Genomic DNA, 25,746 nt, shown 5'->3' on the forward strand with positions numbered 1-25,746 from the left:
GAAGCGTGACGGCCCACGGTCGTCACCCACGCCATCCGTCACTACCGGGTTAGAGGGTGCTGCACTGGCGCCAGCGGACGGGTTCGTCCACGCCGGGGCGGGCGTTGAGCTGGATGCGCACGTTGCTCAGCGCGGGGTAGCGGGTCACCTGGTCGCAGATCATCGGCCATACCTGGTCCAGTTCGCCGGTGCGGTTCACCGCCAGTGTCTGCCGGGTCTGCCAGATGCCGCTGTGCACGCCAGGCAGCTTGCTCAGCGCGCGGGAGATTTCCTGCTGGTAGCGATCCAGTGTTTCGGTATCCGGGTTGAGGTCCGGACCGGCCACGGTCGCCTGCGTTGCGCGCAGCGCCGGATCGGCGGCGGCAACGGCAGGCACGGTAGCGGCAATGGCAGGCGCTGCAGGCGCGGCCCTGGTGACGGCCGGGGCGGGCGCCGGGTCTGGCGTGGCTACGTGTACGGTCTGGTAGCCCATGCCCACCAGCAGGCCCAGTGTGCTGGAGGCAAATGCCGCAATCACGATGCGCCGGATCGCCTCATGGCGGGCGGCATTCTTGACGCCCGATTCGATGTCACCGGGCAGGTAGGGTGACAGCAGCGGCCACAGCCGGCGGCCATCCAGGACTTCCACGGCCTGCTTCTCCGCAATGGCCTGGCCATCGCCGTCCACCAGGCCTTCGGTGATCAGGATGCCGCCGCGGGCACCCGCCAGCCGCGCCGCCGCGCCCAGTTCGTTGATCGCCGCGGTGCCGATGCGGTACGCCAGCCCATGCTTGCAGGTCACCAGGAAGTGGCCGCTGGCATCGGCCATCAGGAAGTCGCTGCGCGGCTCACGGGTGTCATCCTCGTGCCGGCTCATCTCGGTCAGCCCGCGCCGTTCGTGCAGGGCGCGCTTGACCAGTTCGGAGAAGTTGCGCCAATGCATGCCGGCCAGGGCCTGCAGGCCCAGCTGCATTTCCTTGCGACGCCGTTTGACCAGCCACAAGTAGCCGGTGGCGAGGACGAAACAGGTGACGGCCAACAGCAGGGCCAGTATCCAGGAGAACATGCAGGCAGCAACGCACAACGCAGGAAGGGGCGGACAGTGTACTGGGGCGTAGCGCTGATCGCGTCAGGGCGCCCCCTACAACTGGGCGCTGCATCTCAAATCGCAGGCACGAAAAACCCGCCATTACCGAATCCGTGAGGGGAGGGACAAACGGGGTAATGACGGGTTGGATCCAGTGTCACCCACCGCCTGCTGCATTGCAACAAAGCGACGGGTAACACAGTGTTCCGGCAGGATCAGCTGCCGGTGGGCGACTGGTGGCTGCCCGGGGTCGGTTCCCCGCTTGCCGCGCTGGCCTGCCGGCTTTCCAGCCGATTCAACCGCGTGGTCAGCGCATCAATGCGGGCATTGAGCGTGGACACATCCTCGGCATTGGGCACGTGCAGGCGCTTCAAGACCCCGTGCACGCGTTCTTCAAAGGCTTTTTCGACCTTGTCCCAGGTGCCGGAGGCCTTTTCACGCGCCTGGCCCAGCTGTTCTTCCACATTGTCGCGCCAGCCCGGGCCGTCTTCGGTGCTCTTCTCACGGCGGCGGTTCTCGAAGGCTTCGCCTTCCTTCACCAGGCCATCGAAGAAGCGGCTGCCTTCGGCCTGCGCGCGGCCCAGCGCACCCAGGCCGGCCAGCCACACCTGCTGCGCCGAGTCGCTGAGCTTGCGCGAAACGCGCTCGGCCTGGTCCTGGAAGGACGCCTTGTCCTGGCCGTCGTTGCGGGGGTCGTGCTCGTCATACTGGTTCATGGGGTCTCCTGCATGGGCGGATGCAGGGGCCAGACTAGCGCTGCAAATGCGGGGGCGGCGTGATGGCCGGCAACAGCGCCGGCCGGCAGTTCAGCCGACGGTTGGATCAGCCGAGCTTTTCCTTCAGCACGCGCTGGATCTCGCTTTCCACCATGCCCTTCATCGCCGACAGCAGGAAGCCGAGCTTGGCGGTCACGCGCACCGCAGTGGGCTGCAGTTCGATGGCACCGTCCACGCCGCTGCCGGAGAAATCCAGCACGTCGCCGCGCCAGGTGGACTGCAGGCCGAAACGATCGGCCAGTTTGGCGGCCACTTCCTCGATCGCCTGGCGCGCGGCCGGTGCGGCCAGGGCATGGGCGTGGACGATATCGATGCTGGACATGCGGGTTCCTTTGCGGGGTGGAGCGATGACAGGGCGAGCATTGTGCGCATCAGGCGCGCAAACGCCAAGCGAGGGTTCTTCTGCGATTGCCAGCCAACTGCTAGTCTGCGCCGCATGCCTAAACTGCTCGTGCACTACAGCCAACCCTCGCAACCCGACCAGCCGCTGGTGCCGGGCGTGCAGAAGATCGTGCGCCAGGCCAACGGCAGCATCCGCCTGGTCGAAGCCAGCCAGGGCAGCCTGCTGCTGGCCCAGCTCAGCCTGGACCAGCGCGGCCTGTGGCTGCAGGTGGCCGCCGGCGTGCGCGGCGTGCATGTCAACGGACGCCCGGTGAAGCGCATGGCGCTGCTGCGCGCCGGTGATGCGGTGTACGTGGAAGGCGTGGAACTGCTGATCCAGGGCGAAGTGGATACGCCGATGCTGCCGCCCTCGCCACAGGCGGCGGTGCAGTCCGACGAACCGCGCCTGCTGCGCGGCGTGGGCGGGCCACACCACGGCCGCGGCTATCCGCTGCACGGACCCTTGCTGGTAGGTCGCAGCAGCGAAGCGGACATCGAAATCGACGAGCCGGCCTTCGCTGAACAGCACGCGCGCATCGAAAGCCATGGCGAGCGGATCCTGCTGCGCGACCTGGGCACCGGCGAAGGCAGCCGGGTCAACGGCGTGGCAGTGCGCCACTGCTGGCTGCAGGGCGGCGATCAGGTGGTGTTCGACGGCCAGCACCGCTTCGTGCTGGAACTGCCTGACGACCCGCGCCAGCGCCCGCTGCCGACCGAAGAATTCGTCTTCAACGACCTCGACGAAGCGGCCGAACCGCAGGCCCCGCGCCGCGTGCGCCGCTGGCCCTGGCTGCTGGTCAGCGCATTGCTGCTCGCCGGCGTGTTGAGCCTGCTGCTGTGGTTCGGCGCCCGCTGACCTGCCGATAGTGACGGCCGCTGGCCGTCAGATCCTGCCTCGGTAGTGACGGCCGCTGGCCGTCAGATCCTGCCTTGGTGGGTGACGACCGTTGGTCGTCACGCTGTTGCTCCCTCACCACTGCGCTCGCCGAGCACGGCTCGACGCTACCAGATCGGGCTCCGATGGATACCAATGCAACCAAATTTCCCTTGAACGGCGCGGTCTAAAGCCTGATGCGCTGCGGCATACTAGGGGTCTTGCCCCACAGGTGTGACATGACCCGCGCGTACAACTTCAGTGCCGGCCCTGCAGCGTTGCCGGAAGTGGTCCTGCGCCAGGCGCAGGAAGAGATGCTGGACTGGCATGGCGCCGGGGCCTCCATCGTGGAAATGAGCCATCGCGGCCCGGAATTCATGGCCGTCGCGGCTGCAGCCGAGGCCGACCTGCGCCAGTTGCTCAGTGTGCCCGACGACTACGCGGTGCTGTTCCTGCCTGGTGGTGCCACCACCCAGCAGGCGCTGATTCCGATGAACTTCGCCAGCCCCGGCCAGCGCACCGATTACGTGCTCACCGGCCACTGGGGAAAGACCGCGGTCAAGCAGGCCTCGCCGTACGTCAGCGCGCACATCGCCGCCAGCAGCGAGGCCAACGCCTTCCGTGACATCCCCGCGCGCGCCGACTGGCAGCTGTCGCCGGATGCCGCCTATGTGCACATCACCGCCAATGAAACCATCCATGGCGTGGAGTTCCGTGACATTCCCGATACCGGGGATGTCCCGCTGGTGGCCGATTTCAGCTCGTCCATCGCCAGCGAGCCGCTGGATATCAGCCGTTTCGGCGTCATCTACGCCGGTGCGCAGAAGAACCTCGGCCCGGTCGGCATCGCTGTGGTGATCATCCGCCGCGACCTGCTCGAACGCACCGGCCAGCCGCGTGCGGACATCTTCAACTACGCCTCGCACGCTGCCCGCGACTCCATGCTCAACACCCCGCCCACCTGGAACTGGTACCTGGCCGGGCTGGTGTTCAAGTGGATGCTGGCCGAAGGCGGGGTGGTGGAATTCGCCCGCCGCAACGCCGCCAAGGCTGCGCTGGTGTATGCCGCCATCGACGCCTCCGGCGGCTTCTACCGCAACGAAGTGGCCGTCTCGGCGCGCTCGCGGATGAACATCCCGTTCTTCCTGCCCAGCACCGAGCTGGACGCGCGATTCGTCGCCGATGCCAAGGCCGCCGGGCTGCTGGCGCTGAAGGGCCACAAGGCGGTCGGCGGCATCCGTGCCTCGCTGTACAACGCCATTCCGGTAGCGGGTGCCGAGGCGCTCGTTGCCTTCATGGCTGATTTCCAGCAGCGTCACGGTTGAGTCGCTTCACTGTGTCTACCCCCGGCGCGCGTTGACCGCGCGCCCTGCACCTAGGAACACCGATGGCACGCAAACCTGCCAAGCCGGCCAGCCCCAAGGCCCTGGCTGCAACGCCGAAGACCGCCAAGCCGAAGGCCAAGGCCAGCAAGCCGGCCAAGCTGGAAACCGCCACCAGCGCACCGCCGGTATTGGCCGATGTGCGCGGCAAGATCGACCAGATCGACCGTGACATCCAGTCGCTGATCGCCGAGCGCGCGCGCTTCGCCCACCAGGTCGGCAAGGCCAAGGGCAAGCTGGCTGCGGCCGTGGACTACTACCGTCCCGAACGCGAAGCGCAGGTGCTGCGCATGGTGGTGGACCGTAACGAAGGCCCGCTCAGCGATGAACTGCTGGTACATGTCTACCGCGAAATCATGTCCGCCTGCCTGGCCCAGCAGGAGCCGCTGAAGATCGGTTACCTCGGCCCGGAAGGCACCTTCAGCCAGCAGGCCGTGCTCAAGCATTTCGGTCGTTCGGCACTGGGCCTGCCGATGGCCAGCATCGAAGAAGTGTTCCAGGAAGTTGAAGCGGGCAACGCCGATTTCGGCGTGGTGCCGGTGGAGAACTCGGGGCAAGGCACCATCCAGATCACCCTGGACATGTTCCTGACCTCCAACCTGAAGATCTGCGGCGAAGCCGAACTGCGCGTGCAGCAGTACATCATGTCGCGCAGCGGCCACCTGGAAGACATCGAGCGCATCTACGCGCATCCGCAGTCGTTCATGCAGACCTCCGCCTGGCTGCGCGCCAACCTGCCCAATGCCGAAAAGATCCCGGTGTCCAGCAATGCCGAAGGCGCGCGGCGTGCCCGCAATGCCGACGACGCGGCGGCGATCGGCGGTGAGAACGCCGGCCACGTGTACAACCTGAAAAAGGTGGTCACCAAGCCGATCCAGAACGATGCCGACAACACCACGCGCTTCCTGGTGATCGGCCGCAGCCTGTTCCCCAGTTCCGGACACGACCGCACTTCGGTGCTGGTGCTGATCCATGACAAGCCCGGCGCGCTGTTCGATGTGCTCAGCCCGTTCGCCCGCCACGGCATCAGCATGAACCGCATCGAATCGCGGCCCTCGCACCACGGCAAGTGGGAGTACGGCTTCTTCATCGACCTGTCCGGCCACATCGACGACGCGCCGATGCAGGCCGCGCTGGCCGAACTGGAAGGGCATGCGGCACAGATCAAGGTGCTCGGCTCCTATCCGGTAGGTGTGCCCTGAGTGAGTTCCGCGGGGGTGCCAACGCGTCCCCGCGCCCAGATCCCTCGCCGCACTGCGGCGCTGACGGAAGCAACAGACGATGAGCAACGCGCAACACTGGATCGCCCGCAAGGGCCGGCCCCTGCAGGGCAGCCTGGTCATCCCGGGCGACAAATCGGTTTCCCATCGCGCGGTGATGTTCGCCGCGCTGGCCGATGGCACCTCCACCATCGATGGCTTCCTGGAAGGCGAAGACACCCGTGCCACCGCGCGCATCTTCAGCCAGATGGGCGCGCGCATGGAAACCCCGTCGCCGTCGCGGCGCGTGGTGCACGGCGTGGGCATCGATGGCCTGCAGGCCCCGCAGGGTGAACTGGACTGCGGCAACGCCGGTACCGGCATGCGCCTGATTGCCGGTGTGCTGGCCGGGCAGGCGTTCGACAGCGTGCTGATCGGCGATGAATCGCTGTCACGCCGCCCGATGCGCCGGGTCACTGGCCCGTTGGCCCAGATGGGCGCACGCATCGATACCCAGGCCGACGGCACCCCGCCGCTGCACGTGCACGGTGGCCAGCCACTGAAGGGCATCGCGTTCGCCTCGCCGGTGGCCAGCGCGCAGGTCAAATCCGCGGTGCTGCTGGCCGGGTTGTACGCCGATGGCGAGACCTCCGTGGTCGAACCACATCCCACCCGTGACTACACCGAACGCATGCTCGCTGCCTTCGGCGTGGAAATCGAATACTCGCCCGGCAAGGCCCGCCTGCGCGGCGGCCAGCGCCTGCGTGCCACCGATATCGTGGTGCCGGCGGACTTCTCCTCGGCCGCGTTCTTCCTGGTGGCGGCCAGCATCATTCCTGGTTCCGAACTGCGCCTGCAGCAGGTCGGCCTGAACCCGCGACGCACCGGCCTGCTGCACGCACTGCGCCTGATGGGCGCGGACATCACCGAAGAGAATCCGGCCGAGCAGGGCGGTGAGCCGGTGGCCGACCTGGTGGTGCGTCATGCCCCGTTGAAGGGCGCACGGATTCCCGAAGCGCTGGTGCCGGACATGATCGATGAGTTCCCGGCGTTGTTCGTGGCGGCCGCTGCGGCCGAAGGCCAGACCGTAGTGACCGGTGCGGCCGAACTGCGGGTAAAGGAATCCGATCGCCTGGCCGCGATGGCTACCGGGCTGCGCACGCTGGGCGTGCAGGTGGACGAAACCGAAGACGGCGCCACCATCCACGGCGGCGCGGTACTGGGCAGCGGCACGATTGAAAGCCACGGCGACCACCGCATCGCGATGGCCTTTGCCATTGCCGGCCAGCTGACCGATGGCGAAGTGCGGATCAACGACGTGGCGAACGTAGCGACCTCGTTCCCCGGCTTTGACAGCCTCGCCGGTGGCGCAGGCTTCGGCCTGACCGCCGCATAGACCAGGTAGTGACGGCCGCTGGCCGTCCTGCCCTTGCCCTGGTGGGTGACGACCGGTGGTGGTCCTGTTTCCGCCCTGGTGGGTGACGGCCGCTGCTCGTCCTGTTTCCGCCCTGGTGGGTGACGGCCGCTGCTCGTCCTGTTTCCGCCCTGGTGGGTGACGACCGTTGGTCGTCACGCTGTTGCTCTGCTGCCGCTGCGCTCGCCGAGCATGGCTCGGCGCTACCAGGTGCCGGTTCTGCTTACGCGCACAAAAAATGCCGGCCCAGACGGGCCGGCATTTTCATCTCACATCTTCACAGCACTCAACGCCCGGTACGGAAATCCACCGGTACGTTGACCACGCTGGCAATCGCACGGCCATTCTGCATCGCCGGCTCGAACTTCCAATCACGCACGGTCGTCAGCACCGCACGATCCAGCTCGCGGTCGCGCTGACCGGTACGCGAAACGATGCTCGCCTCCGTCACGCTGCCACTCGGGGCCACTTTCAGGCTGGCCACCACGCTGCCCTGCACGCCATTGCGCAGCGCGCTCGGCGGATACGACGGCTTGGCATTGCTGGTCAGCGGACGCGCCTCGCGGTTACGCACGGCCGGGGCTGCACGCTGCTGGGTCGGGGCCGGTGCAGCGCGCGGCGTGGTGGCCGGCGCATTGGCCACTGGTGTGCCGGTGGCCGGCAGCATCCGCTCGCCAATCGGCGCCGGGGCGACTTCAGTGTTGGACGTACGCAGCCACACCAGCGCGGCGGCGAACATCGCCACGATCAGCGCCATCCACAATAACGGGGACGGGCGGCGGCGTTCGTGGGCAAGGTCGGCATCGGTCTGGTGACGCGGCGAGGCCGGCATTTCCGGAGCATGGGTCGCACTCATGTTTGATCTCCTGCACTTGTCGTTTCCGACGACGCCCAGAGTCTTGCCGCTAACGCAGGCGCGGGTGTAAGCGTCACGTCAATGCAGTGCACGGAGTTCAGGTTCGGGTGCGGGGACCGTTCAGCGATGCAGCGCGTGCGTGATCAACGACCAGGGGTGAAATCGAACGGCACCTCGATGGTGCCCGGCACGGCCTGGCCATTGCTCATCGCCGGGGTGAACTTCCAGCGGCGCACGGCCTCGGTGGCCGCACGGTCCAGGTCTCGCGACCCGCTCCGCTGCACCAGCGCCACCCCATACGGGCGGCCGGTGGCATCCACTTCCACGCGCAGCACCACCGAACCGGACTCGCCACGGCGCAGTGCGGCAGGCGGGTAGCTCGGCGGCGGCGACTGACCGGCGATCGGCATCGGGCGGTCGTTGGCCACCGGACCGGCGGTGGTCGGTGCGGTACCCGGGGCCGGCATGCCTTCGGCCATCGGCGCGGGTGCCGGCGTGGTTTCCACCAAGGTCGGGGTTTCTTCCGGCGCCGGGGCAGGGCGCGCGTCGGGCATGTCGCTGGAGCCGGCCGCGGCGGCCAGTGGCTCGGGCAGCGGCTCGACCTCGGCCACTTCCTGCGGCGTCTTGGCGGCCGGTTCGGCCTGGAAGAAGCCCTTGTCGCGGCTGCTCAACCACACCACCACGAAGAGCAGCAGCCCCACCGCGAACGCGATGCCGGCGATCTTCAAGGCGTTGCGGGGAATCTGCAGGGTGATGGACTTGCCGGATGAGGTGCGGGTAGCAGGCATGACGCAAACCAATACGGGACCGGGCGATTCTGGCACAGCCGCGATGAACCGTCCGGCAGAAATCCGCATAACAGGCGATAATCCGGTTCCTGAACCACAACCACCGACCGCCGCCATGCTCGATCCAGCCCTGCTCCGCAACCAGCCCGCCGACCTTGCCGAACGCCTGCGCACCAGTCGCGGTTTCGAGCTGGACGTGTCCGCGCTGGAGTCGCTGGAAGCAGACCGCAAGCGCATCCAGGTGCGCACCCAGGAACTGCAGAGCCTGCGCAACAGCCGCTCCAAGGCCATCGGCCAGGCCAAGGCCAAGGGCGAGGACGTGGCTGCGATCATGGCCGAAGTGGCTGCGTTCGCCGACGAACTGAAGGCATCGGAAGTCACCCTGGACGAACTGCGCGAGAAGATCGACGCGGTCGCGATGATGATCCCGAACCTGCCCGCCGACGACGTGCCGGCCGGCGCTGACGAAAGTGAAAACGTGGAACAATCGCGCTGGGGCACCCCGCGCCAGTTCGATTTCAAGGTGCTGGACCACGTTGAGCTGGGCGCCCGCAACAAGTGGTTGGACGGCGAAACCGCGGCCAAGCTGTCCGGTTCGCGCTTCACCGTGCTGCGCGGCCCGATCGCGCGCCTGCACCGCGCCCTGGCCCAGTTCATGCTCGACCTGCACAGCGGCGAGCACGAGTACCAGGAAACCAACGTGCCGGTGATCGTCAACGCCGACAGCCTGTATGGCACCGGGCAGCTGCCGAAGTTCGAAGAGGACATGTTCATCACCCACCTGGGTGAGCAGAAGCGTTACCTGATTTCGACCTCGGAAATCTCGCTGACCAACATCGTGCGCGATGAAATCGTCGACGCCGAGCGCCTGCCGCTGCGCATGACCGCCCACTCGCTGTGCTTCCGTTCCGAAGCCGGCAGCGGCGGCCGCGACGTGCGCGGCATGATCCGCCAGCACCAGTTCGAAAAAGTGGAGCTGGTCACCGCCTGCCGCCCGGAAGACAGCGATGCCGAACACCAGCGCATGACCCGCTGCGCCGAAGTGGTGCTGGAAAAGCTGGGCCTGCCGTACCGCAAGGTGCTGCTGTGCACGGGCGACATGGGGTTCTCCGCAGTGAAGACCTACGACCTGGAAGTGTGGCTGCCCTCGCAGGAAACCTACCGCGAGATCAGCTCTTGTTCCAACACCGGTGACTTCCAGGCCCGCCGCATGCAGGCCCGCTGGCGCAACCCCACCACCGGCAAGCCCGAGCTGCTGCACACCCTCAACGGCTCCGGCGTAGCGGTGGGCCGCGCGATGATCGCGGTGATGGAGAACTACCAGAACGAAGACGGCAGCATCACCGTCCCGGACGTCCTGCGCCCGTACATGGGCGGCATGGAAACCATCGGCTGAGAGCGGTAGTGACCGCCGCCGGCCGTCAGCTCCCGCTCTGGTAGTGACGGCCGCTGGCGGTCAGCTCCCGCGTTGGTAGTGACGGCCGCTGGCGGTCAGCTCCCGCTCCGGTAGTGACCGCCGCTGGCGGTCAGCTCCCGCCTTGGTGGGTGACGACTGTCAGTCGTCACGCTTGCGCGCCTGCCGCGTCGCTCGCCGAGCATGGCTCGGCAATACCCATCCCATCGCGCGCACCAAAAAAACGGCCCCGCAAAAGCAGGGCCGCCGGGTCGGGCTGGAACGGGGGAGGGGATCTTCCAGCCCACGGCTACCGGCCGACGACGAGCCCGCCAGCAACCGTCTTGAACGCTTTACTCAGGCCTCAGCGAACTCCGCTTCCGGCAGGCTCGCCAGCGCGGCCGCAATCGCTTCTTCGCGGTGCTTCGGCGAATACGCGATGCCCTCGGCACGCACGAATTCCACCTCGGTGATGCCCATGAAAGCGAACATCTGGCGCAGGTAGGGCTCCTGGAAGTCCGCCGGCGAATCGACATAGATGCCGCCGCGGCTGCTGGCGATGATCACCCGCTTGCCACCGGCCAGGCCCACCGGGCCCGCTTCGGTGTACTTGAAGGTCTTGCCAGCCACGGCCACGCGATCGATCCAGGCCTTCAGCGTGGACGGAATGCTGAAGTTGTACATCGGCGCACCGATGACCACGACATCCGCCGCCAGGAACTGCGCCATGACGTTTTCAGCGTCCGCGACCTCGGCCGCGTCCGCGCCGGCCAGCGAACTGCCGCGCAGGTGGGGGATCGGATTGGCATCCAGATCACGATAAGACACGTCGAGGGATTCGACCGAATCCTTGAAACGGGCGACCACGGCCGCCGACAGCTGGCGGGAGACCGAGTTGTCGCCGAGCGCGCTGGCGTCGATGTGAAGAAGCTTCATGGTAGTCACCTGAGGTTTGTGGGGTGGGCAGCCGTGCTGCCGACGGAGCAAACGATAGGTTGTTGCCAATCTGGGATAAAGATGGTTGAATGCCACGTATTGTTCTAGATATGGAACTGCAGCATGCAAGACCTCAACGATCTCTACTACTTCGCCATGGTCGTGGACCACGGCGGTTTTGCCGCAGCCGAACGCGCGCTGGGCATCCCCAAGTCCCGCCTGAGCCGCCGCATCAGCCAGCTGGAGACCGATCTGGGCGTCCGCCTGCTGCAGCGCTCCACGCGCCGTTTCGCAGTTACCGACGTGGGAACCAGCGTACACCGACACGCGCAGACCATGCTGGCCGAAGCCCAAGCCGCGCGCGAAGTGGTAGACCGCCTGAGCGCCGAGCCGCGCGGCCTGGTGCGTGCCAGCGTGCCGGTATCGCTGGCGCAGATGCAGCTGCCCAAACTGCTGCCCAAGTTCCTGGAGCAGTACCCCAAGGTGCGGCTGCAGTTGAACATCAGCAACCGCCGCGTGGACATCATCAACGAAGGCTACGACGTCGCCCTGCGCGTGCGTTCGCGGCTGGATGACGATGGCAGCCTGGTGATGCGCAGCTTCGGCCAGGTGCAGGAACTGCTGGTGGCCAGCCCGAAATACCTGGACCGCGCCGGCCGCCCCAAGGACCCGGACGAACTGACCAACCATGTCACCCTGAGCATCAGCGAAGACGAAGCCCGCCAGCGCTGGGAACTGCACGGCCCGGAAGGCGCGGTACGCCGCGTGGACCTGCAGCCGCGCGTGGCCGGCTTTGATTTCCCGCTGCTGCAGAGCATGGTCAAGGACGGTTTCGGCATCACCATGCTGCCGGAAACCGTCTGCGCCGATGCCGTACGCAAGGGCGAACTGGAAGTGGTGCTGCCGGACTGGTCGCTGCCACAGGGCATCTGCCATGCCGTGTTTGCCTCGCGCCGCGGCCTGCTGCCGGCGGTGCGCGTGTTCATCGACTTCCTGGCCGAGCACCTGCCGCCGCAACTGGAGGCCTCGCGCCTGGATTGCGGTGGCGCCTGCGAGCGGGCCAAGGAGAAGATCAAGGCGACAGCCCTGGGCGCGCTGGCCGTAGACGCCGGCTGACCCGTCAGGGTGACCCGTGGTAGCGCCGAGCCACGCTCGGCGTAAAGCCATCACCGCCCAGCCGACTGGCACGCGCCGGACCATGGGCAAACGCCCCCGACGCATGCGAGAATACGCCTCCCCGGACAGCCTCCGGGACTGCAGCACATCGGAGAGATGGCCGAGCGGTTTAAGGCACCGGTCTTGAAAACCGGCGAAGGGTCAAACCTTCCGTGGGTTCGAATCCCACTCTCTCCGCCAATACCTTTTGTAAGTGACTGAAAAGGCAGTGGAATACTACGCTGCCAAATCCTGTCCCATACAGTCTCCCATACTTCCGTCACCGATCACCTCGGCGCAGAAGCGGTCGATATCCGATTTCGCCCACACCGTGCGTGCGCCCAGCTTCCGCTGCTTGGGGAAGCTGCCCTGTGCCATTCGCCGGTAGATCGACGCTCGACTCAATGAGGTGCGGATCATCACGACCTCGATGTCCTGGAGGTCGGCGGCCAGATCGGCCGCGGTCTTCTTGCCGCTCATAAGTGCTCCTTTGCCGCGTCCATCGCGGGCGGTTTCGTTTTGCCAGTGCGGCCTCTTGCATGCGCCATGATCCTGGCCACCTCTTCTTTGTCACCGCGCACTAGGGCGATCAGCGCCAAGCCGCGCGCTTCCCACAGCCGCACGATGCCCTTCCGTGCGCGCGTCAGATCCACTCCGGAGCGACGGGCCAGCTCGTGGCCCACGTCCCGGTGGGCGGGTGCTTCTTCCTTCAGCAGTTCAGCCATTGGCCATCTCCCCATCGATGCTCAAATGCTTCGCCCACGCTTCGAAGTGAATGCCGGGGCGCAGGGTTGTTCCCCGCCGTGGAATGAAGTTGGGCTGGCGTATCGCCGAGACCAGTAGCTGTGTTTCGGCGCGTTTGTTCGTTGTGCCCGCGAAGGGGTGGCTGTGCCAGTTGCAGTTGCCCTTCGGCACGCCATGAGCAGGCTTCAAGGATTTGCCATCCCATTCCAGAAGCCCCCAGCCCTCAGGCAAGTCTTCGGGCCGGATAACGCCGGTCGGGGCGGCATAGAATCGCCAGTCGCCGACCGCCTGGACAGCTCGATGCGATGCGGCTTCTTCGCATCGGCCAGAAAGTCGGAACGGCTGGCCTTCACCTCCACAGCGAGGGAGACGCCATCGCGCCAGCCGATGGCATCGGGCTGCTCGCGGCAGCTCGCGCGGAATGGATCCGCCAAGATCGCAGCGCAGCCATTGCGGCGGAGCCACTTCACTGAGGCGGCGACGATCGCGTTGTGAACCATGCCCGCCATTACTGCGTACCCATGGCAGAATGTTGGCCAGTCAAAAGGGGTGACACGGAATGAGTATGTGGGACGGGGTAAGTCAGTGCTGGCGCCTCAGCCAGACATGCGCGATTGACTGGGACGCGTGGTCGAGTATAGGAACTATGTTGGGTTTGCTGACAGCCTTGTTGGGCCCCGCAATTAGACGTTATTTCGTGAGTAAGCGGGTAAGCTCGATATTCGCCGCTGTCTACATCAACCCTCTGCATAAGGCAAAAAATGGTTTGGCCGAGTTTAAAAAGAAGGTTGTTTCCCGTAGCACTCAAGATGGTGGATCTAACAGCTACTTTAGTTCGGCCATGGAGGTAGAACTTGCTGAGGCGGCAAGTAGGCTCAGGGAGGAGATACGCCCGCTCTGCGACGCAGAACTCGATCTCAGTAAGTTCCCCGACGTAAACTCCGTCCTTGCTGCAGACGTTTCGCGAGCGATCCACTTCGCGCGTGATCTGACTTTGCTCGTTCCATTCTTGGAAGAGGATTTCGGAAAGATGGACGCGGACCTTCGCGCGAGATACTTCAAAACTTGGGATCGCAGCTTGGGAAGTGCTTGCGAAGTGATCGGCCACGCAGCGCTTGCCTGCACCGATGCAATGAACCGTATGTCGATATTCAAGAGGGTCAGGTAGACGTGCACTATCAGGCCCCTGCCAAAGTTGGTTAGCCATTGCCCACCGCCTAGCCGTCGACCAGGGCCAGCAAGTCCGCTCGGCACGCGTCAGCCGCGCGCTGTGACTGCTGCCCCTCATACGAGAACGGGTATTCCAGTTGCTTCCACTGCTCGGCCAGGGCGCGCAGCTGCTCCAAGTCGATGCCCTGCGCGGGCGGGGCGTCGATGGCCGCTTCCATAACGTCCAGGCACTGGCCTGCCGAAAATCGGTCCATCTCGCTCGCGAAAGACGCCTTGGCCAGGAACTGCCGGATGTTTCGGCGTGCCACTGCCAACAGAGGGTTGCTCGGCGCCAGCTCTGACGACTGGCGCTTGACCAGGTTGTCCAGTGCGATCAGGTCGGTGGTGCCTGCGCCGGCCTCACCATAGAGCTTGGTGGCGATGCCTTGCACCAGGTTGGCGGCGGCCGTGGCCACCATGGTGTTCTGCTGGTTCATGCGGCGATCCTCAGTTCGGCTTCGGCCGGGTCCAGGTTGGCCTCGGCGAGTGCGCGCAGCGGCGGCGGGCTGACGCTGTTGCCGACCATGCGCACGGCGGCAGTGGTTTTCAGGGGGGTCCCGTTAGCGGTTCGATCGATGATGTAGCCCTGCGGGAAGCCCTGCGCGCGGAACAGCTCGTGCGGCTTGAGCATGCGCAGGCGGTCGCGAGGCCGCATCGCCAACAGGATGACGATGAGGGCTGCTACGCCTGTATGCTGGCGGGCCATCCTGCGGACCAGTTGCGGAAACGCCGTTGCCGAAGCCGTGCCGCGCTATAGGAGCGTCTGGCGGCCTCTGGCACAGGCCCACACTACACTGTCGCGCTGCGCGGTCAGCATTGAGTGCACGTCCTGAAGCAACACGTTGAAGGCGATCGACGGGGGCAATGCGGATCTTGAGTTTTAGGAAATGGCGGTTAGGGTCAGCCATCCATCGCCAGCGCTGAGCGCTTTCTACCGGCGCGAGATTCCGAACAGTTGCCGGTGAGGCAAGGATGCCGCACTTTGAAGCAGGTCGTGCATCAATGCCGCTTATTTGAGCTTCAATATGGAGAGCCAGGCGGAAGGCCAGAGGCGCACTTTGAAGATCGTGCGCGCAGATCGTCTTTATCACGTCCGTTGAATCGCATTGGCTTTCATCGACTGGCGAATAGTCCACGGTTGCCGATTACTTCTTGAGCTTCAACTGCCGGGCATTGCGCGTCGAGCATGACGAGGCTTTATGGGGTGGTTCACTCGATGGATTGGAGGACCAAGCCCGGGCCAAGCGCCGTAACGAGCTCTACTCGTAGACTCTTCCGGCCATCCGAACTCTTGATGCCATATCAGCTCTGGCTTCCGCGCGTCCCCGAAGGAGAGCCATCGATTGAAGTTGTTCAAGAGATGACTGAGCACTTTGGCACGTCATTCCCAGCCGCAGCGTCTCGCTACGCGAGCCTCAGTGAGCGACCCTGCGCATTTGTGACGATGGAGCGCGGAGGAATCAGATACGCCGCACGATCGACGTTGTTGAGGCAGGTTGGAGCGTGGGTTTCGCCCAGATCGACCATCCCGTCAGGTTCGGTAGCCCATCGGCTTCGAGCAGCGGGGAAGAGCGGGGCAGAGTCGGACGATGTCGCTCAGGACATCTGGTTCGACAACTGGGAGATAGGGCTGCAGTTGACGGAGATCAGTCGCCATTTCGCGGGCTCGGACACCACGACCTCACTCCTATGGTTCGACGCTGAAGAACTTCCGACTAGAGAGGTTGATCGTTTTGGTGCAGGCGTCGATGAGGAAGAGGCACTGTCTGAGCTCACCGGTGAGCTGTCATGGTTCAAGCTAGACCGTCGCCGCTGATCTGGTTGTCACTGGTCGATGGCACGCTGGCGCTACTTGATTCAACCAGCATAGCAAGGAAGATATGGGCGATATCGATGCGGATGAGGCACGTGAATTGCAAGTCTGGCCGGTCCAGACAGGCGAATGGCTGGCCCGGGAGCGCGCAGCGCGGAAGGGTTGGGTGCATGGATGCACCCAACAATCCCACTCAGGAATTCCAAAGTTCATGAAGCCCCGAAAGGGACGTCTTCATACGACGTCATCACCCTTGAACCAAGGCGGCAGCTCCATCCCATGCCCCCTGAGCATGGTCTGAATCAACGTCCGCACCTGCTCCTTCTCCGTGCTCCCGCACTGGTCCAGAATCTCTTCCGCCAGCACCTCAAACTGGGGCCAGAACTGCGCCGGATGGCGCACCCGCGCCACCCAGTGGTGCAGCATTTCCGCCAGCGCATCAAGCTGCACCTGCACTTCCGGCCGCAGGCTCATCCCGAGGTCGAACCGAGGTCGAGCGCGACGTGGTAGCAATGTCCGTCGTCGCGGAGCTGGACGGTGAGGCCCGGCTGCAGAACGCCATCCACATGCAGCGTAGGCGCACCCTGCGCAGTACGGGTCACCACGAACTCATACAGGCTGCGCCCGAAGCGGTAGCTCAGTTCGAACGACGGCCAGTGATCGGGCAGGCAAGGTTCAAGCGAAAGACGATCGCCATCGCGACGGATGCCGAGCAGGGACTCTATCAGCAGGCGATACATCCACCCGGCCGACCCGGTGTACCACGTCCAACCGCCTCGTCCGACATGCGGCGACACGGCGTACACATCGGCCGCCAGCACATAGGGTTCAACGCGGTAGGTCTGGACCGCCGCGGCGTCCAGCGCGTGGTTCAGGGGGTTGATCATGCCGGCCAGCTCCCAGGCACGCACCGCATCGCCCTGCTGTGCGAATGCCATCGCCGCCCACACCGCCGCGTGGGTGTACTGGCCGCCATTCTCGCGCACGCCCGGTACGTAACCCCGAATGTAGCCGGGGTCCTCGGTGGTCTGGTCGAAGGGCGGGTCGAGCAGCTGGATCAGCTTGGCGTCTTTTCGCACCAGATGCGTGTACAGCGAATCCAGGGCCTGGCTGGCACGCTCAGGCGCGGCAACGCCTGACAGCACCGACCAGCTCTGGGAAATCGAATCGATGCGGCATTCCTGGTTCTGTGACGAGCCCAACGTGGCGCCGTTGTCGAACCAGGCGCGGCGATACCAGGCGCCGTCCCAGGCATGCTGTTCCAGGTTCTGGCGCAGGCGTTCGGCCTGTTCTTCGCACCACTGCGCGCGGGAGGCATCGCCACGGGCGTTGGCCAGCCCGATGAAGCGGCGAAGCGTGTCATGCAGGAAGAAGCCGAGCCACACACTTTCACCGCGCTGCTGGTCGCCGACGCGGTTCATGCCATCGTTCCAGTCGCCGCTGCCCATCAACGGAAGCCCACGTTCGCCGAGCAACCGGCACCCGCGCTCCAGCGCAACGACGCAGTGCGCATACAGTGTGCCGCGCTGTGCCGAAAGGGTGGGCATGTCGTAGTAGCCTTCCTCTTCGGCTGTCACCGCGCGCCCCTCGATGAAGCCGACCACTTCATCCAGCACGCTGGTGTCGCCGGTGACCTCCAGGTAGCGGCATGCGCCCTGGGGCAGCCACAGGTAATCGTCCGAGCAGCGCGTACGCACGCCGCGACCCTGCGGAGGGTGCCACCAGTGCATCACATCGCCTTCGGTGAACTGGTGTGCGGCGCAGAGCAGCAGATGTTCGCGGGTCAGGTCCGGGCGCGCGTGTACCAAAGCGAGCGCGTCCTGCAGCTGGTCACGGAAGCCGAACGCCCCGCCTGACTGGTAGTAGCCACTGCGTGCCAGGTAGCGGCAGCCCAGGGTCTGGTAGACCAGCCAGCCATTGGCCAGTGCGTCCAACGCCGGGTCCGGGGTGCGTACCTGCACCGTGGCCAGAACGTTGCGCCAGTGGATGCGCACGGCGTCCAGCGCATCGATGGCTTCCTGATTGCCCTGGCGGCTGCGTGCCAACGCCAGCGTTTCCTCGCGGTCGCGCCCCGCGCCAAGCCGGAACGTGGTTTCACTGCGCTCACCCGGCGCCAGCTCTAGCGGCACCTGGATCGCCGCGCAGGGATCCAGGCCGGCACCGGACCGTGCATCCAGGCGCTCGCGACGCAACGCCGCAGGTGCGTGCAATCCGCCGTTGCGGCCGATGAACTCCAGGCGGTCACAGGTCCAGCCACAGCCCTCGGCATCGGTGTCGAAGAAAGCCATCCGGCCGCCGAACTCGGTGCTGTAACTGTTGCGCGCCAGCAGCGCCCCGGTCTGCGGGTCGCGTTCGGTAACCACGTGCATGCGCGACTTCGGGCGCAGGTCACCCATGACCCACTCAACGTAGCCGATGGCCGACAGCCGCCGTGGCCGGCCCGAGAGGTTGTGCAACCGCAGGACCGAGAACTTCAGTGGCGCGGTGACATCGACGAAGACCCACAATTCGCTGGCGATGCCGTCTTCGATATGCTCGTACACCGTGTAGCCGAAGCCGTGGCGGGTACGGTACGCACCGGTGCCCCGGCACGGCAGCGGCATCGGCGACCAGACACGGCCGCTGTCCTCGTCGCGCACATAGAAGGCTTCGCCGCCGGTGTCGGACACCGGGTCGTTGAGCCAGGGCGTCAAGCGGAACTCGTGTGCATTTTCGAACCACGTGTAGCCCGGCGCGCTCTCGCTGACGACCGTGCCCAGGCGGGCATTCGCGATCACGTTCGCCCAAGGCGCCGGGGTCGGGGCGCCTTCGCGCAGCACCACGACGTACTCGCGGCCGTCCTCGCTGAAACTACCGGTGCCGTTGTCGAACCGGCCGACGCCGCGGTACGGAAGGAACGGCCACGGATCGTCCACCTCTTCGTCGTGCTCGACGCCCGGGGGCAGCCCGGGTTCGGGGCCCGGATCGGCGACGACGGGCAGCCCGGGCGTCGCGTCCATCGCCAGTGCAAGCTCCTGCTGCTCCGCCTGCGGCACCAGGGCCGGAATGCGCCGGACAGGCAGCGGCTGGCGTCCCACCTGCGCGGCCAGCGTGCCGTCCTCGTCGCTGATCACCACCCGTGCCACCGCCTGCAGCAGAATGCGGTCCTCATGACTCATGTTCTGCACCGGCCGCACGAAAATGCCGCCGGGGCGATCCAGCAGGCCCGTCTCCGAACTGGCGGCCACCATCCCCAGGATCTGGTCCTGCAGTTCCTGCCGATAGCCGGCCTTGCTGTCGTTCCAGATCACCAGGTCGGTGTTGAGGCCCTTCTGGCGCCAATACGCATGCGCCTGCACCAGTTGCCGGACCAGTTCCACGTTCTCCGCATCGGTGACCTTGAGCAGGACGATGGGCAGGTCGCCGGAGATGGCATGGCCCCACAGTCCGGATTGTCCTCGCTGGTTCTGCTGGAGGACGGCGGCGCCCGCGCGCAGCAGCGGATTGGCATACAGCACGTGGCTGGCCAGACGCTCGTACAGCGAGGCTTCGGCCTGGCTGGCGTTGATCTGGCGGCGCACCACCTGGCTGTGCGTCCAGGCCAGGTCGAAGACGCGGTCGGCCAGCCGGCGGTCACGGTATTTGTCTACCAAGGCCTCGCAGCCGGCGCGGTCTACGCCGATGCCGAACACCATGTCCAGCTGCACGGTCTGCTCGGGCTGAAGCACCACGCGGACGCGGATCGCCACGATCGGGTCGAGGACCGAACCGTCCGTTCCGGAGAGCTCGGCATCGGTGGTCAGCGCCTGCGGCGTCCGCGGCGTGTTGCCACGCCCGAGGAAGCGCGCACGGTCGGTTTCGTAGGAGATCGCCACCACCGCAGCGTCATGCACGGCGACCAGATGGAACATCCACGGCGGCACTTCATCGTGTGAACGGGGCCGGCGCGTGCACAGCACGGCCTGCTTGGCGGCCAGGATCTCGCTCTGCACGAAGAGGTTGCTGAAGGCCGGGTGCGCGTCGTCGGATGCGGCGGGGGCCAATACCACCTCGGCATAGGTGGTGATCTCCACCGTGCGCTGGCGACGGCCGCGGTTGGTCAGGCGCAGGCGCCTGAGCTCGATGTCGTCCTCGGCGGAGATGGCGACCTGCAGATGGCTTTCGCAGCCGCGGCGCGCACCGCGGAACTCTGCCTTGGCGTCGGAGAAGATCGCTTCGTAGTTGTCCACCGGCACGCAGGTGGGCTGGTAGGCGGCAGACCAGAACTCGCCGCTGTCCACGTCGCGCAGGTAGCAGAACGACCCCCAGGCATCGGTGGTGCCGTCTTCGCGCCAGCGGGTGAGCGACAGGTCGCCGTGGCGGCTGTAGCCGCTGCCGGCATGGGTCAGCATGCCGTGGTAGCGCCCGTTGGAGAGCAGCTGCACTTCCGGGCGCGGGCCGCCCGGGTCGCGCAGGACGCGCAGGGAGGTCTCGTGCTCGGCCATGGCGGAGTGCTCGCCCAGGGCTTCGACTTCATGCGGATGGAACAGGCCGATGCGCGGGATGCGTTCCTGCAGCAGTAGCAACGTGGCCTGGAACTCGGTATCGGCAACGAAACGGCGCTGCATCGGCTGGTCGCGCAGCAGGTAATCCAGCGACAGCAGGCCCATGCCCTGGTGGTGGGCCATGAACGAACGCAGCAGCACGTGATCCTGCCCCGGCGGCACCCGGGCGGGGGTGTAGTCGATCGCTTCGTACATGCCAAAGCGCCCGGTGAACCCAAGGCCTTCGAGTACCTGGAGGTTCTGGCACGCCGCCTCCGGTGCCACCATCAGCGCCATCATGCTGGCATAGGGCGCGATCACCCGATCCTGCCCCAGGCCGCGCTTGAGTCCCAACCCGGGCACACCAAACGCGCGGTACTGGTAGTTGAGGCGGGCATCCACCGCGTTATAGCCGGACTCGGACACGCCCCACGGCAGGTTCAAGCCACGGCCGTAGACGATGTGCGCTTCGACCGCATGGCGCGCGGTCTGGTCAAGCAGCGTGTCGGGATAGCTGGGCATCACCAGCTGCGGCATGAGGTACTCGAACATCGAGCCACTCCATGACAACAGCGTCGGCGTGCCGTTGACCTCGGTGAGCATCCGACCAAGCGCGAACCAGCTCTCCTGCGACAACTGCCCCTGGGCAATGGCGACGAAGGCGCACAGCCGCGCTTCGGAGGCCAGCAGGTCGTAGAAGCTGTTGTCGAGGCGGTGGTCGTCGACGTTGTAACCGATCGAGAGCAGGTTGCGGGTACGGTAAAACAGGAAGCCGTATTCCATCAGCGAGAACTGCCCGGCACGGTGCGCCAGCGCCTGCAGCTGCTCGATGCGCGCGCGCGCGTCCGCACCGGCGGAGCCGGGCAGGGCGGCCAACTGGCGCAGGCTGGGCACCGCTGCCTCGCCGTCCATTGCGGCATCGGCAGGGAGGTCGGCGAGCGTCGCCTGGGCGGCATGGCATTCGGCAGCGAACAGGGCCGGCCAGTGCAGCTCACCTTCCTCCGGCGACGCCGGTGCCGGCCATTGCGCCAGCACGGCATCGGCCAGACCGGCGAGCTCCTGCAACCGGGCGAGCAGCTGTGCCGCCCCACTCGGGTGGTCCGTACGCGTTGCCGCCAGACGCTGGCGAAGGTGGTTGAGCGCCTCGCCCAGTAGTGCGTCAGCGGGGCGATGGCGCTGCCGTTCCTCTTCCAGCACGCCGAGCGTATCGGCCAGGCCGTCGAACGTGTGTGGCGCCAGTATCGGCGCGTCCACCAGCGCGAGCAGACCCTGCCGCAGGGTAAGCAGGTGGCCGGCCAGGTTGCCGCTGTCCACGGTGGAGACGTAGCGCGGCTGCAGCGGCGCCAGGGTTTCGGTGTCGTACCAGTTCAGGAAGTGGCCGCGGTGGCGCGGAAGCTGGTCCAGCGTATCGAAGGTGAGCGCGGTACGTTCGGCGACCGCGCCCAGCTGCAGCCAGCCGAAATCCCACGCGGAGAGATTGGCCAGCAGGGACAGGCCGATGTTGGTCGGCGAGGTGCGCCGCGCCACCACCAGGGTCGGATGCTCCTGGATGTTGTCCGGTGGCAGCCAGTGATCCTGCTCGCGCACCCATGCCTGGAAGAACGACCAGGTGCGCCGCGCCAGCCGGCCCAGGAAGGCCCGCTGTGTCACGGAAAGTTCGGCCACGCTTGCAGCCGGCGGCCGGCCGAGCCACGCCATCAACGCGGGGGCGAAGGTCCACGCCAACAGCAGGGGCAGGGCGACAGGAAGCGCCTGCGAAGCCACAGTCGCCACGACCGCCGCCAGCGCAACCGCCAGCAACGATGCCGGCGCCATCACCCGCCATTCCGCGCTGCGGTCACTGCCGAGGCGGCGCTCGACTTCGCTGGAGGGGTTCCATTGCAGCAGGTGGCGGCGGGTGACGGTCATGCGCCAGAGCGTGCGCAGCACCGCGCCACCGGCCAGCAACGCTTCGTAGGGCAGACACGCGACCTGGGTGGCTGCGCGCAGCAACGACTGCAGCGTGCCGCGCCCGACCATGATGTAGTGCGCTTCCAGCGGGGTGTCGTCCGGAACGCTCAGCGCATCGCGCAGCATGCCGATCAGCGGCGGCGCGAACCACAGTGCCAGCACCCATGCCGTCCACGCAGCCGGGCTTTGGGCATACAGCCAACCGGCCACCAGCAAGACCAAGGCAGCGATCGGCACCAGGCTCCGGCGCAGGTTGTCCAGCAACTTGCCGCGCGAGAGCAGGCTGAGCCGGTTGCGTTCCCATCCCGACCCCGGGCGCGGTGTCCACGGCATCAACCAGGGCAACAGCTGCCAGTCGCCGCGGATCCAGCGCGCACGGCGCTTGGCGTCGGCGGCGTAGCGTTCTGGGTAGTCCTCGTACAGGCGCACATCGCTGACCAGGCCGGCGCGTGCATAGCAGCCTTCCAGCAGATCATGGCTGAGGATGCGGTTCTCGGGCAGGCGACCCTCGAGCGCATGCTCGAAGGCTTCGACGTCATAGATGCCTTTGCCCACGAATGAGCCTTCGTCGAACAGGTCCTGGTACACATCCGAGACCATGCGCGAGTACGGATCGATGCCGGGCTCGCTGCCGAACATCCTGGCAAACCGCGAGGTGCGGCGCGTGCCCAGGCTGGTACCGACACTGGGCTGCAGGATGCCGTAGCCCTCCACCACGCGTTGCAGCGCCGGATCGAAGCGCGGGCGGTTGAGCGGGTGCGCCAGGGTAGCGACGAAGGCGCGTGCAGCATCGCGCGGAAGTTGCGTGTCCGAATCCAGGGTGATGACGTAGCGCACGCCGATCAGGGCCGCCACGTCACCGACGGTCTGCATGAAGGCGGTCGCATCGCCCTGGCGAAGCAGGGCATTGAGCGCTGCCAGCTTGCCGCGCTTGCGCTCGTGTCCCATCCATACCCCTTCGCCGGGGTTCCATTGCCTGGGGCGGTGCAGCAGGTAGAAGCGATCGCCGCGCTCGGCCGCGTAGCGTCGGTTCAATTCGTCGATCCGCTCCACGGCGTGTGCAAGCAGGGTGTCGTCGGTCGGCGTCTCGGCGGCCGCAGCGTCGAGAAAATCCGTCAGCAGCACGAAGCGCAGCTGGGGATCGCGGTTGGCCAGGAAGCGGACTTCCAGCGCTTCGGTGAGGACATCGATGCCGTCGATGCTGGACAGCATCGAGGGGACCGCGACCACGGTGGAGCAGGCCGCAGGGATGCCTTCGCTGAAATCGAGCTTGGGGAGCGGCCTGGGCGTGACCAGCACCGTCGCGGTCCAGTTCACCAGCACGATGCCCAGCTCGCTGAACACCAGCAGCCCGAGCAGCGCAGCCAGCCAGACCGGCGCCACACCACTGCCGCTGGCCAGCAGACCACCGGTGGCCAGCACCGCGAGCAGAGTGATTGGCAGCAGGTACAGCGACAGCGGTACGCGATGCGCCAGTCGCGGTGCCTTGCGGTGGCGTGGTGCAACCTCTCCCACCGCGTCGATGGTAGCGTTCACGCCATCGCCGACCAGCCAGTAGCCCACGTGCGCGCGCGGCCCGTCGAGCGGCGCAGCCCGCGCCAGGTCCAGTGCGATGGTCGCCACGCGTTCCTCCGCGACGCGACTACCGCGGGCGATCTTTTCCACGACATGGCGATAGGCGTCGCGGGTGCCGAAATCCATCTGCGCATAGACGCCCATGGGGTCGTCGCGCAGCCGCTGCTCGACCACGCTCATATCTTCGACAAAGGTGCGCCAATCCATCGTGGAGAGAAAGCGCAGGCTGCCGATGCTGTTGCCGATGGAGACCTGGTCGGCCGCCTGCTGCTGTCCCTCGGCGGCGACCAGTTCCTCGATGCGCTGGCCCGCTGCGGCTGCCCATTGTTCCAGCCAGGCGACGGGCATGGCCCACGCGCCACCGCGCCCCTGCAGCGAGCGGGTCAGTTCGGCGATGAAGGCGCCGGTCAGAGGTGGCTGGGACCTCGCCATATCGGCCACCACCAGGACCACATCGGTAGGGGTGTCGGAGGCGGCGCGATTGAGGTTGTCCGCCCACTGCGCAGCCAGGCCACGGTCGGTCCCGTCGCGCATCACCCGCGCCGCCATGCGCCGGAGATTCTCCAGCAGTGCCAGCCGCAGCATGATGGGAACGGCCCACAGTTCGCCCAGGCTCAGCGGAGCGAGCGACTGGTAGGAGGTGATGAAGCGGCCCAGGGTGTCGGCGTCGATGCGGCCATCGCCGTGCGCGATGGCCTGCATCGACAGTTCATACACGCGCGGCAATCCGGCCGAGGGGCCAGCGACAAGCGAAGGCAACTGCCGGCTGTAACCGCGCGGCAGGTGTCGTCGCGCGGTCTGGATCTGTTCTTCGATCAGGTAGTAGTTGTCGAGCAGCCATTCCCCGGCCGGGGTCACCGGCCGCTGTTCGCGCACCACGTTGCTGAGCAGCGTGTTGGCGTCTTCCAGGACACGTTCATTGGCCTGCAGGCGGCCTAGCAGGCGCTCTGCACCGGGTCGCGTCCGCACCCGATGCTGGCGCGCAAGCGCGCGTCCGTAGACCTCCATCTGTTCAACGCTGTACAGCGCGGCACGCAGTGGGACCTCGGCGGCTTCGATGGCCGGGACCGAGGCTTGGTGCTCACGCCAGCGCCAACGGACCAGACGACGCAGACGGAGCCAACGACCTAGAAGACGGCGAAAGTGGGGCATAGATTACCCATGAGGCAGGTCGCGATATGCATAGTTGCATTGCGGGTGCCGTGGTGGCTGTGAAGGCCGGCAACCGGAACACGTACATGGCTTGCCCGGCAGGCACCCTCTGTCCGCTCCAGCGCTGGGTACCAACACCGGGCGACCACGTCGGCTTCGGATGTGGCAACCTCGAACCCGCAGGCTCAGCAACCCCACAGGCGCCCCCGCATGGAAACCTTGATGACCCCGGACGGCCGCTACCTCATCGTCCGAGGGCGACTATGGCGAGCCACCAATCCTGACCTGGACGAGCAACGCAGAGACGAGTTGGTCCATGCGCTGATGGATGCACGCCGGGCCGTCAAGGCAGCCAAGGCCTCGGCAGATGGGGAGGCACTTGCCGCTGCGCGGCAGGCAGTAAACACCGCCAAGGTTGGCCTGGGCGAACGAGGCCCCCTGTGGTGGACCGATGGGTCCCCCGACCTCAACCGGCGCATGATCAGCAACACACCGTACGCCGACTGGTTCAACAGCGTGAGCGCGTGACCAACCACGATGCGGCAGGCGTAGCGCCAGCGCGTCCGCTGTCACCGGAAAGG

General features: G+C 66.3%; 21 protein-coding genes and 1 tRNA gene. 9 read left to right on the forward strand and 13 right to left on the reverse strand.

Translation table 11 applies throughout. The features are described 5' to 3' along the window. Positions 1 to 49: 49 nt before the first annotated feature. From CXG43_RS05905 to CXG43_RS05915, 3 genes are all read right to left on the reverse strand, one after another. Positions 50 to 1,045: a restriction endonuclease gene (locus tag CXG43_RS05905; RefSeq protein WP_101099110.1), complete on the reverse strand. Its 996-nt coding sequence runs from the start codon at positions 1,043 to 1,045 to the stop codon at positions 50 to 52. A gap of 236 nt (positions 1,046 to 1,281) precedes the next feature. Further along, positions 1,282 to 1,782, reverse strand: coding sequence for a phasin family protein (locus tag CXG43_RS05910; protein WP_101099111.1), 501 nt, complete (start codon positions 1,780 to 1,782; stop codon positions 1,282 to 1,284). Between the two features lie 106 nt (positions 1,783 to 1,888). Beyond that, positions 1,889 to 2,164 carry a polyhydroxyalkanoic acid system family protein gene (locus CXG43_RS05915; protein ID WP_042612543.1) on the reverse strand — a complete coding sequence of 92 codons (276 nt, stop codon included), beginning with the start codon at positions 2,162 to 2,164 and terminating at the stop codon, positions 1,889 to 1,891. 114 nt (positions 2,165 to 2,278) lie between these two features. Here CXG43_RS05915 and CXG43_RS05920 point away from each other — a divergent pair, with 114 nt between their 5' ends. The 4 genes from CXG43_RS05920 to aroA all read left to right on the forward strand — a co-directional run bounded on the left by CXG43_RS05920 (position 2,279) and on the right by aroA (position 7,074). Continuing rightward, complete coding sequence (locus CXG43_RS05920; protein WP_101099112.1) at positions 2,279 to 3,079, forward strand: FHA domain-containing protein; 801 nt, start codon at positions 2,279 to 2,281, stop codon at positions 3,077 to 3,079. A 257-nt stretch (positions 3,080 to 3,336) separates the two neighbouring features. Further along, positions 3,337 to 4,422, forward strand: coding sequence for a 3-phosphoserine/phosphohydroxythreonine transaminase (gene serC / locus CXG43_RS05925; RefSeq protein ID WP_101099113.1), 1,086 nt, complete (start codon positions 3,337 to 3,339; stop codon positions 4,420 to 4,422). A 62-nt stretch (positions 4,423 to 4,484) separates the two neighbouring features. Then, on the forward strand, positions 4,485 to 5,681 hold the full coding sequence (gene pheA, locus CXG43_RS05930; protein WP_101099114.1) for a prephenate dehydratase: 1,197 nt from the start codon (positions 4,485 to 4,487) through the stop codon (positions 5,679 to 5,681). Positions 5,682 to 5,760: 79 nt separating this feature from the next. Continuing rightward, on the forward strand, positions 5,761 to 7,074 hold the full coding sequence (aroA, locus tag CXG43_RS05935; RefSeq protein ID WP_101099115.1) for a 3-phosphoshikimate 1-carboxyvinyltransferase: 1,314 nt from the start codon (positions 5,761 to 5,763) through the stop codon (positions 7,072 to 7,074). Between the two features lie 304 nt (positions 7,075 to 7,378). Here the strand turns inward: aroA and CXG43_RS05940 are convergent, their stop codons facing one another. Both CXG43_RS05940 and CXG43_RS05945 read right to left on the reverse strand, forming a co-directional pair. Further along, positions 7,379 to 7,948 (reverse strand): energy transducer TonB, encoded by a 570-nt coding sequence (locus CXG43_RS05940; RefSeq protein WP_101099116.1) that lies wholly within the window; start codon positions 7,946 to 7,948, stop codon positions 7,379 to 7,381. Between the two features lie 143 nt (positions 7,949 to 8,091). Continuing rightward, entirely contained in the window at positions 8,092 to 8,736 is a 645-nt protein-coding gene (locus CXG43_RS05945) for an energy transducer TonB (RefSeq protein WP_101099117.1), read from the reverse strand. Between the two features lie 115 nt (positions 8,737 to 8,851). On the opposite strand from CXG43_RS05945, the gene serS reads away from it, so the two are divergent. Beyond that, positions 8,852 to 10,132: a serine--tRNA ligase gene (gene serS, locus CXG43_RS05950; protein WP_101099118.1), complete on the forward strand. Its 1,281-nt coding sequence runs from the start codon at positions 8,852 to 8,854 to the stop codon at positions 10,130 to 10,132. Between the two features lie 354 nt (positions 10,133 to 10,486). Here serS and CXG43_RS05955 read toward each other — a convergent pair whose 3' ends face one another. After that, positions 10,487 to 11,065 carry an NAD(P)H-dependent oxidoreductase gene (locus CXG43_RS05955; protein WP_042612552.1) on the reverse strand — a complete coding sequence of 193 codons (579 nt, stop codon included), beginning with the start codon at positions 11,063 to 11,065 and terminating at the stop codon, positions 10,487 to 10,489. A 108-nt stretch (positions 11,066 to 11,173) separates the two neighbouring features. Between CXG43_RS05955 and CXG43_RS05960 the strand changes: the two genes are divergently transcribed. Then, positions 11,174 to 12,181 carry a LysR substrate-binding domain-containing protein gene (locus CXG43_RS05960; RefSeq protein ID WP_101099119.1) on the forward strand — a complete coding sequence of 336 codons (1,008 nt, stop codon included), beginning with the start codon at positions 11,174 to 11,176 and terminating at the stop codon, positions 12,179 to 12,181. Positions 12,182 to 12,331: 150 nt separating this feature from the next. Further along, positions 12,332 to 12,421: transfer RNA gene (locus tag CXG43_RS05965), tRNA-Ser, on the forward strand. A 36-nt stretch (positions 12,422 to 12,457) separates the two neighbouring features. Here CXG43_RS05965 and CXG43_RS05970 read toward each other — a convergent pair. From CXG43_RS05970 to CXG43_RS19060, 3 genes are read right to left on the reverse strand one after another with little or no spacing between them, the layout of a single operon-like run. Next, positions 12,458 to 12,700, reverse strand: a complete 243-nt coding sequence (locus tag CXG43_RS05970) for an AlpA family phage regulatory protein (RefSeq protein WP_101099120.1) — start codon at positions 12,698 to 12,700, stop codon at positions 12,458 to 12,460. Then, positions 12,697 to 12,945: a hypothetical protein gene (locus tag CXG43_RS05975; protein WP_101099121.1), complete on the reverse strand. Its 249-nt coding sequence runs from the start codon at positions 12,943 to 12,945 to the stop codon at positions 12,697 to 12,699. The genes CXG43_RS05970 and CXG43_RS05975 overlap by 4 nt, the downstream gene beginning before the upstream one ends. Further along, positions 12,938 to 13,195, reverse strand: a complete 258-nt coding sequence (locus tag CXG43_RS19060; RefSeq protein ID WP_157825175.1) for a hypothetical protein — start codon at positions 13,193 to 13,195, stop codon at positions 12,938 to 12,940. The genes CXG43_RS05975 and CXG43_RS19060 overlap by 8 nt, the downstream gene beginning before the upstream one ends. A 415-nt stretch (positions 13,196 to 13,610) precedes the next feature. On the opposite strand from CXG43_RS19060, the gene CXG43_RS05985 reads away from it, so the two are divergent. Continuing rightward, positions 13,611 to 14,132: a hypothetical protein gene (locus tag CXG43_RS05985; protein ID WP_157825174.1), complete on the forward strand. Its 522-nt coding sequence runs from the start codon at positions 13,611 to 13,613 to the stop codon at positions 14,130 to 14,132. Between the two features lie 49 nt (positions 14,133 to 14,181). Here the strand turns inward: CXG43_RS05985 and CXG43_RS05990 are convergent, their stop codons facing one another. From CXG43_RS05990 to CXG43_RS06010, 4 genes are all read right to left on the reverse strand, one after another. Next, on the reverse strand, positions 14,182 to 14,610 hold the full coding sequence (locus CXG43_RS05990; RefSeq protein WP_101099124.1) for a hypothetical protein: 429 nt from the start codon (positions 14,608 to 14,610) through the stop codon (positions 14,182 to 14,184). Then, on the reverse strand, positions 14,607 to 14,879 hold the full coding sequence (locus CXG43_RS05995) for a DNA cytosine methyltransferase (protein ID WP_232767640.1): 273 nt from the start codon (positions 14,877 to 14,879) through the stop codon (positions 14,607 to 14,609). The genes CXG43_RS05990 and CXG43_RS05995 overlap by 4 nt, the downstream gene beginning before the upstream one ends. A gap of 1,341 nt (positions 14,880 to 16,220) precedes the next feature. Beyond that, a complete protein-coding gene (locus CXG43_RS06005) occupies positions 16,221 to 16,460 on the reverse strand; it encodes a hypothetical protein (protein ID WP_101099126.1) in 240 nt (79 codons plus the stop codon). Next, positions 16,457 to 25,165, reverse strand: a complete 8,709-nt coding sequence (locus CXG43_RS06010) for a glycoside hydrolase family 94 protein (RefSeq protein WP_101099127.1) — start codon at positions 25,163 to 25,165, stop codon at positions 16,457 to 16,459. The genes CXG43_RS06005 and CXG43_RS06010 overlap by 4 nt, the downstream gene beginning before the upstream one ends. A 210-nt stretch (positions 25,166 to 25,375) precedes the next feature. Here CXG43_RS06010 and CXG43_RS06015 point away from each other — a divergent pair, with 210 nt between their 5' ends. Then, a complete protein-coding gene (locus CXG43_RS06015; protein WP_101099128.1) occupies positions 25,376 to 25,693 on the forward strand; it encodes a hypothetical protein in 318 nt (105 codons plus the stop codon). Positions 25,694 to 25,746: the final 53 nt, after the last annotated feature.

Origin of the sequence: Stenotrophomonas sp. Bg11-02 (genome assembly GCF_002836635.1) — a bacterium.
GTDB lineage: Bacteria > Pseudomonadota > Gammaproteobacteria > Xanthomonadales > Xanthomonadaceae > Stenotrophomonas > Stenotrophomonas lacuserhaii.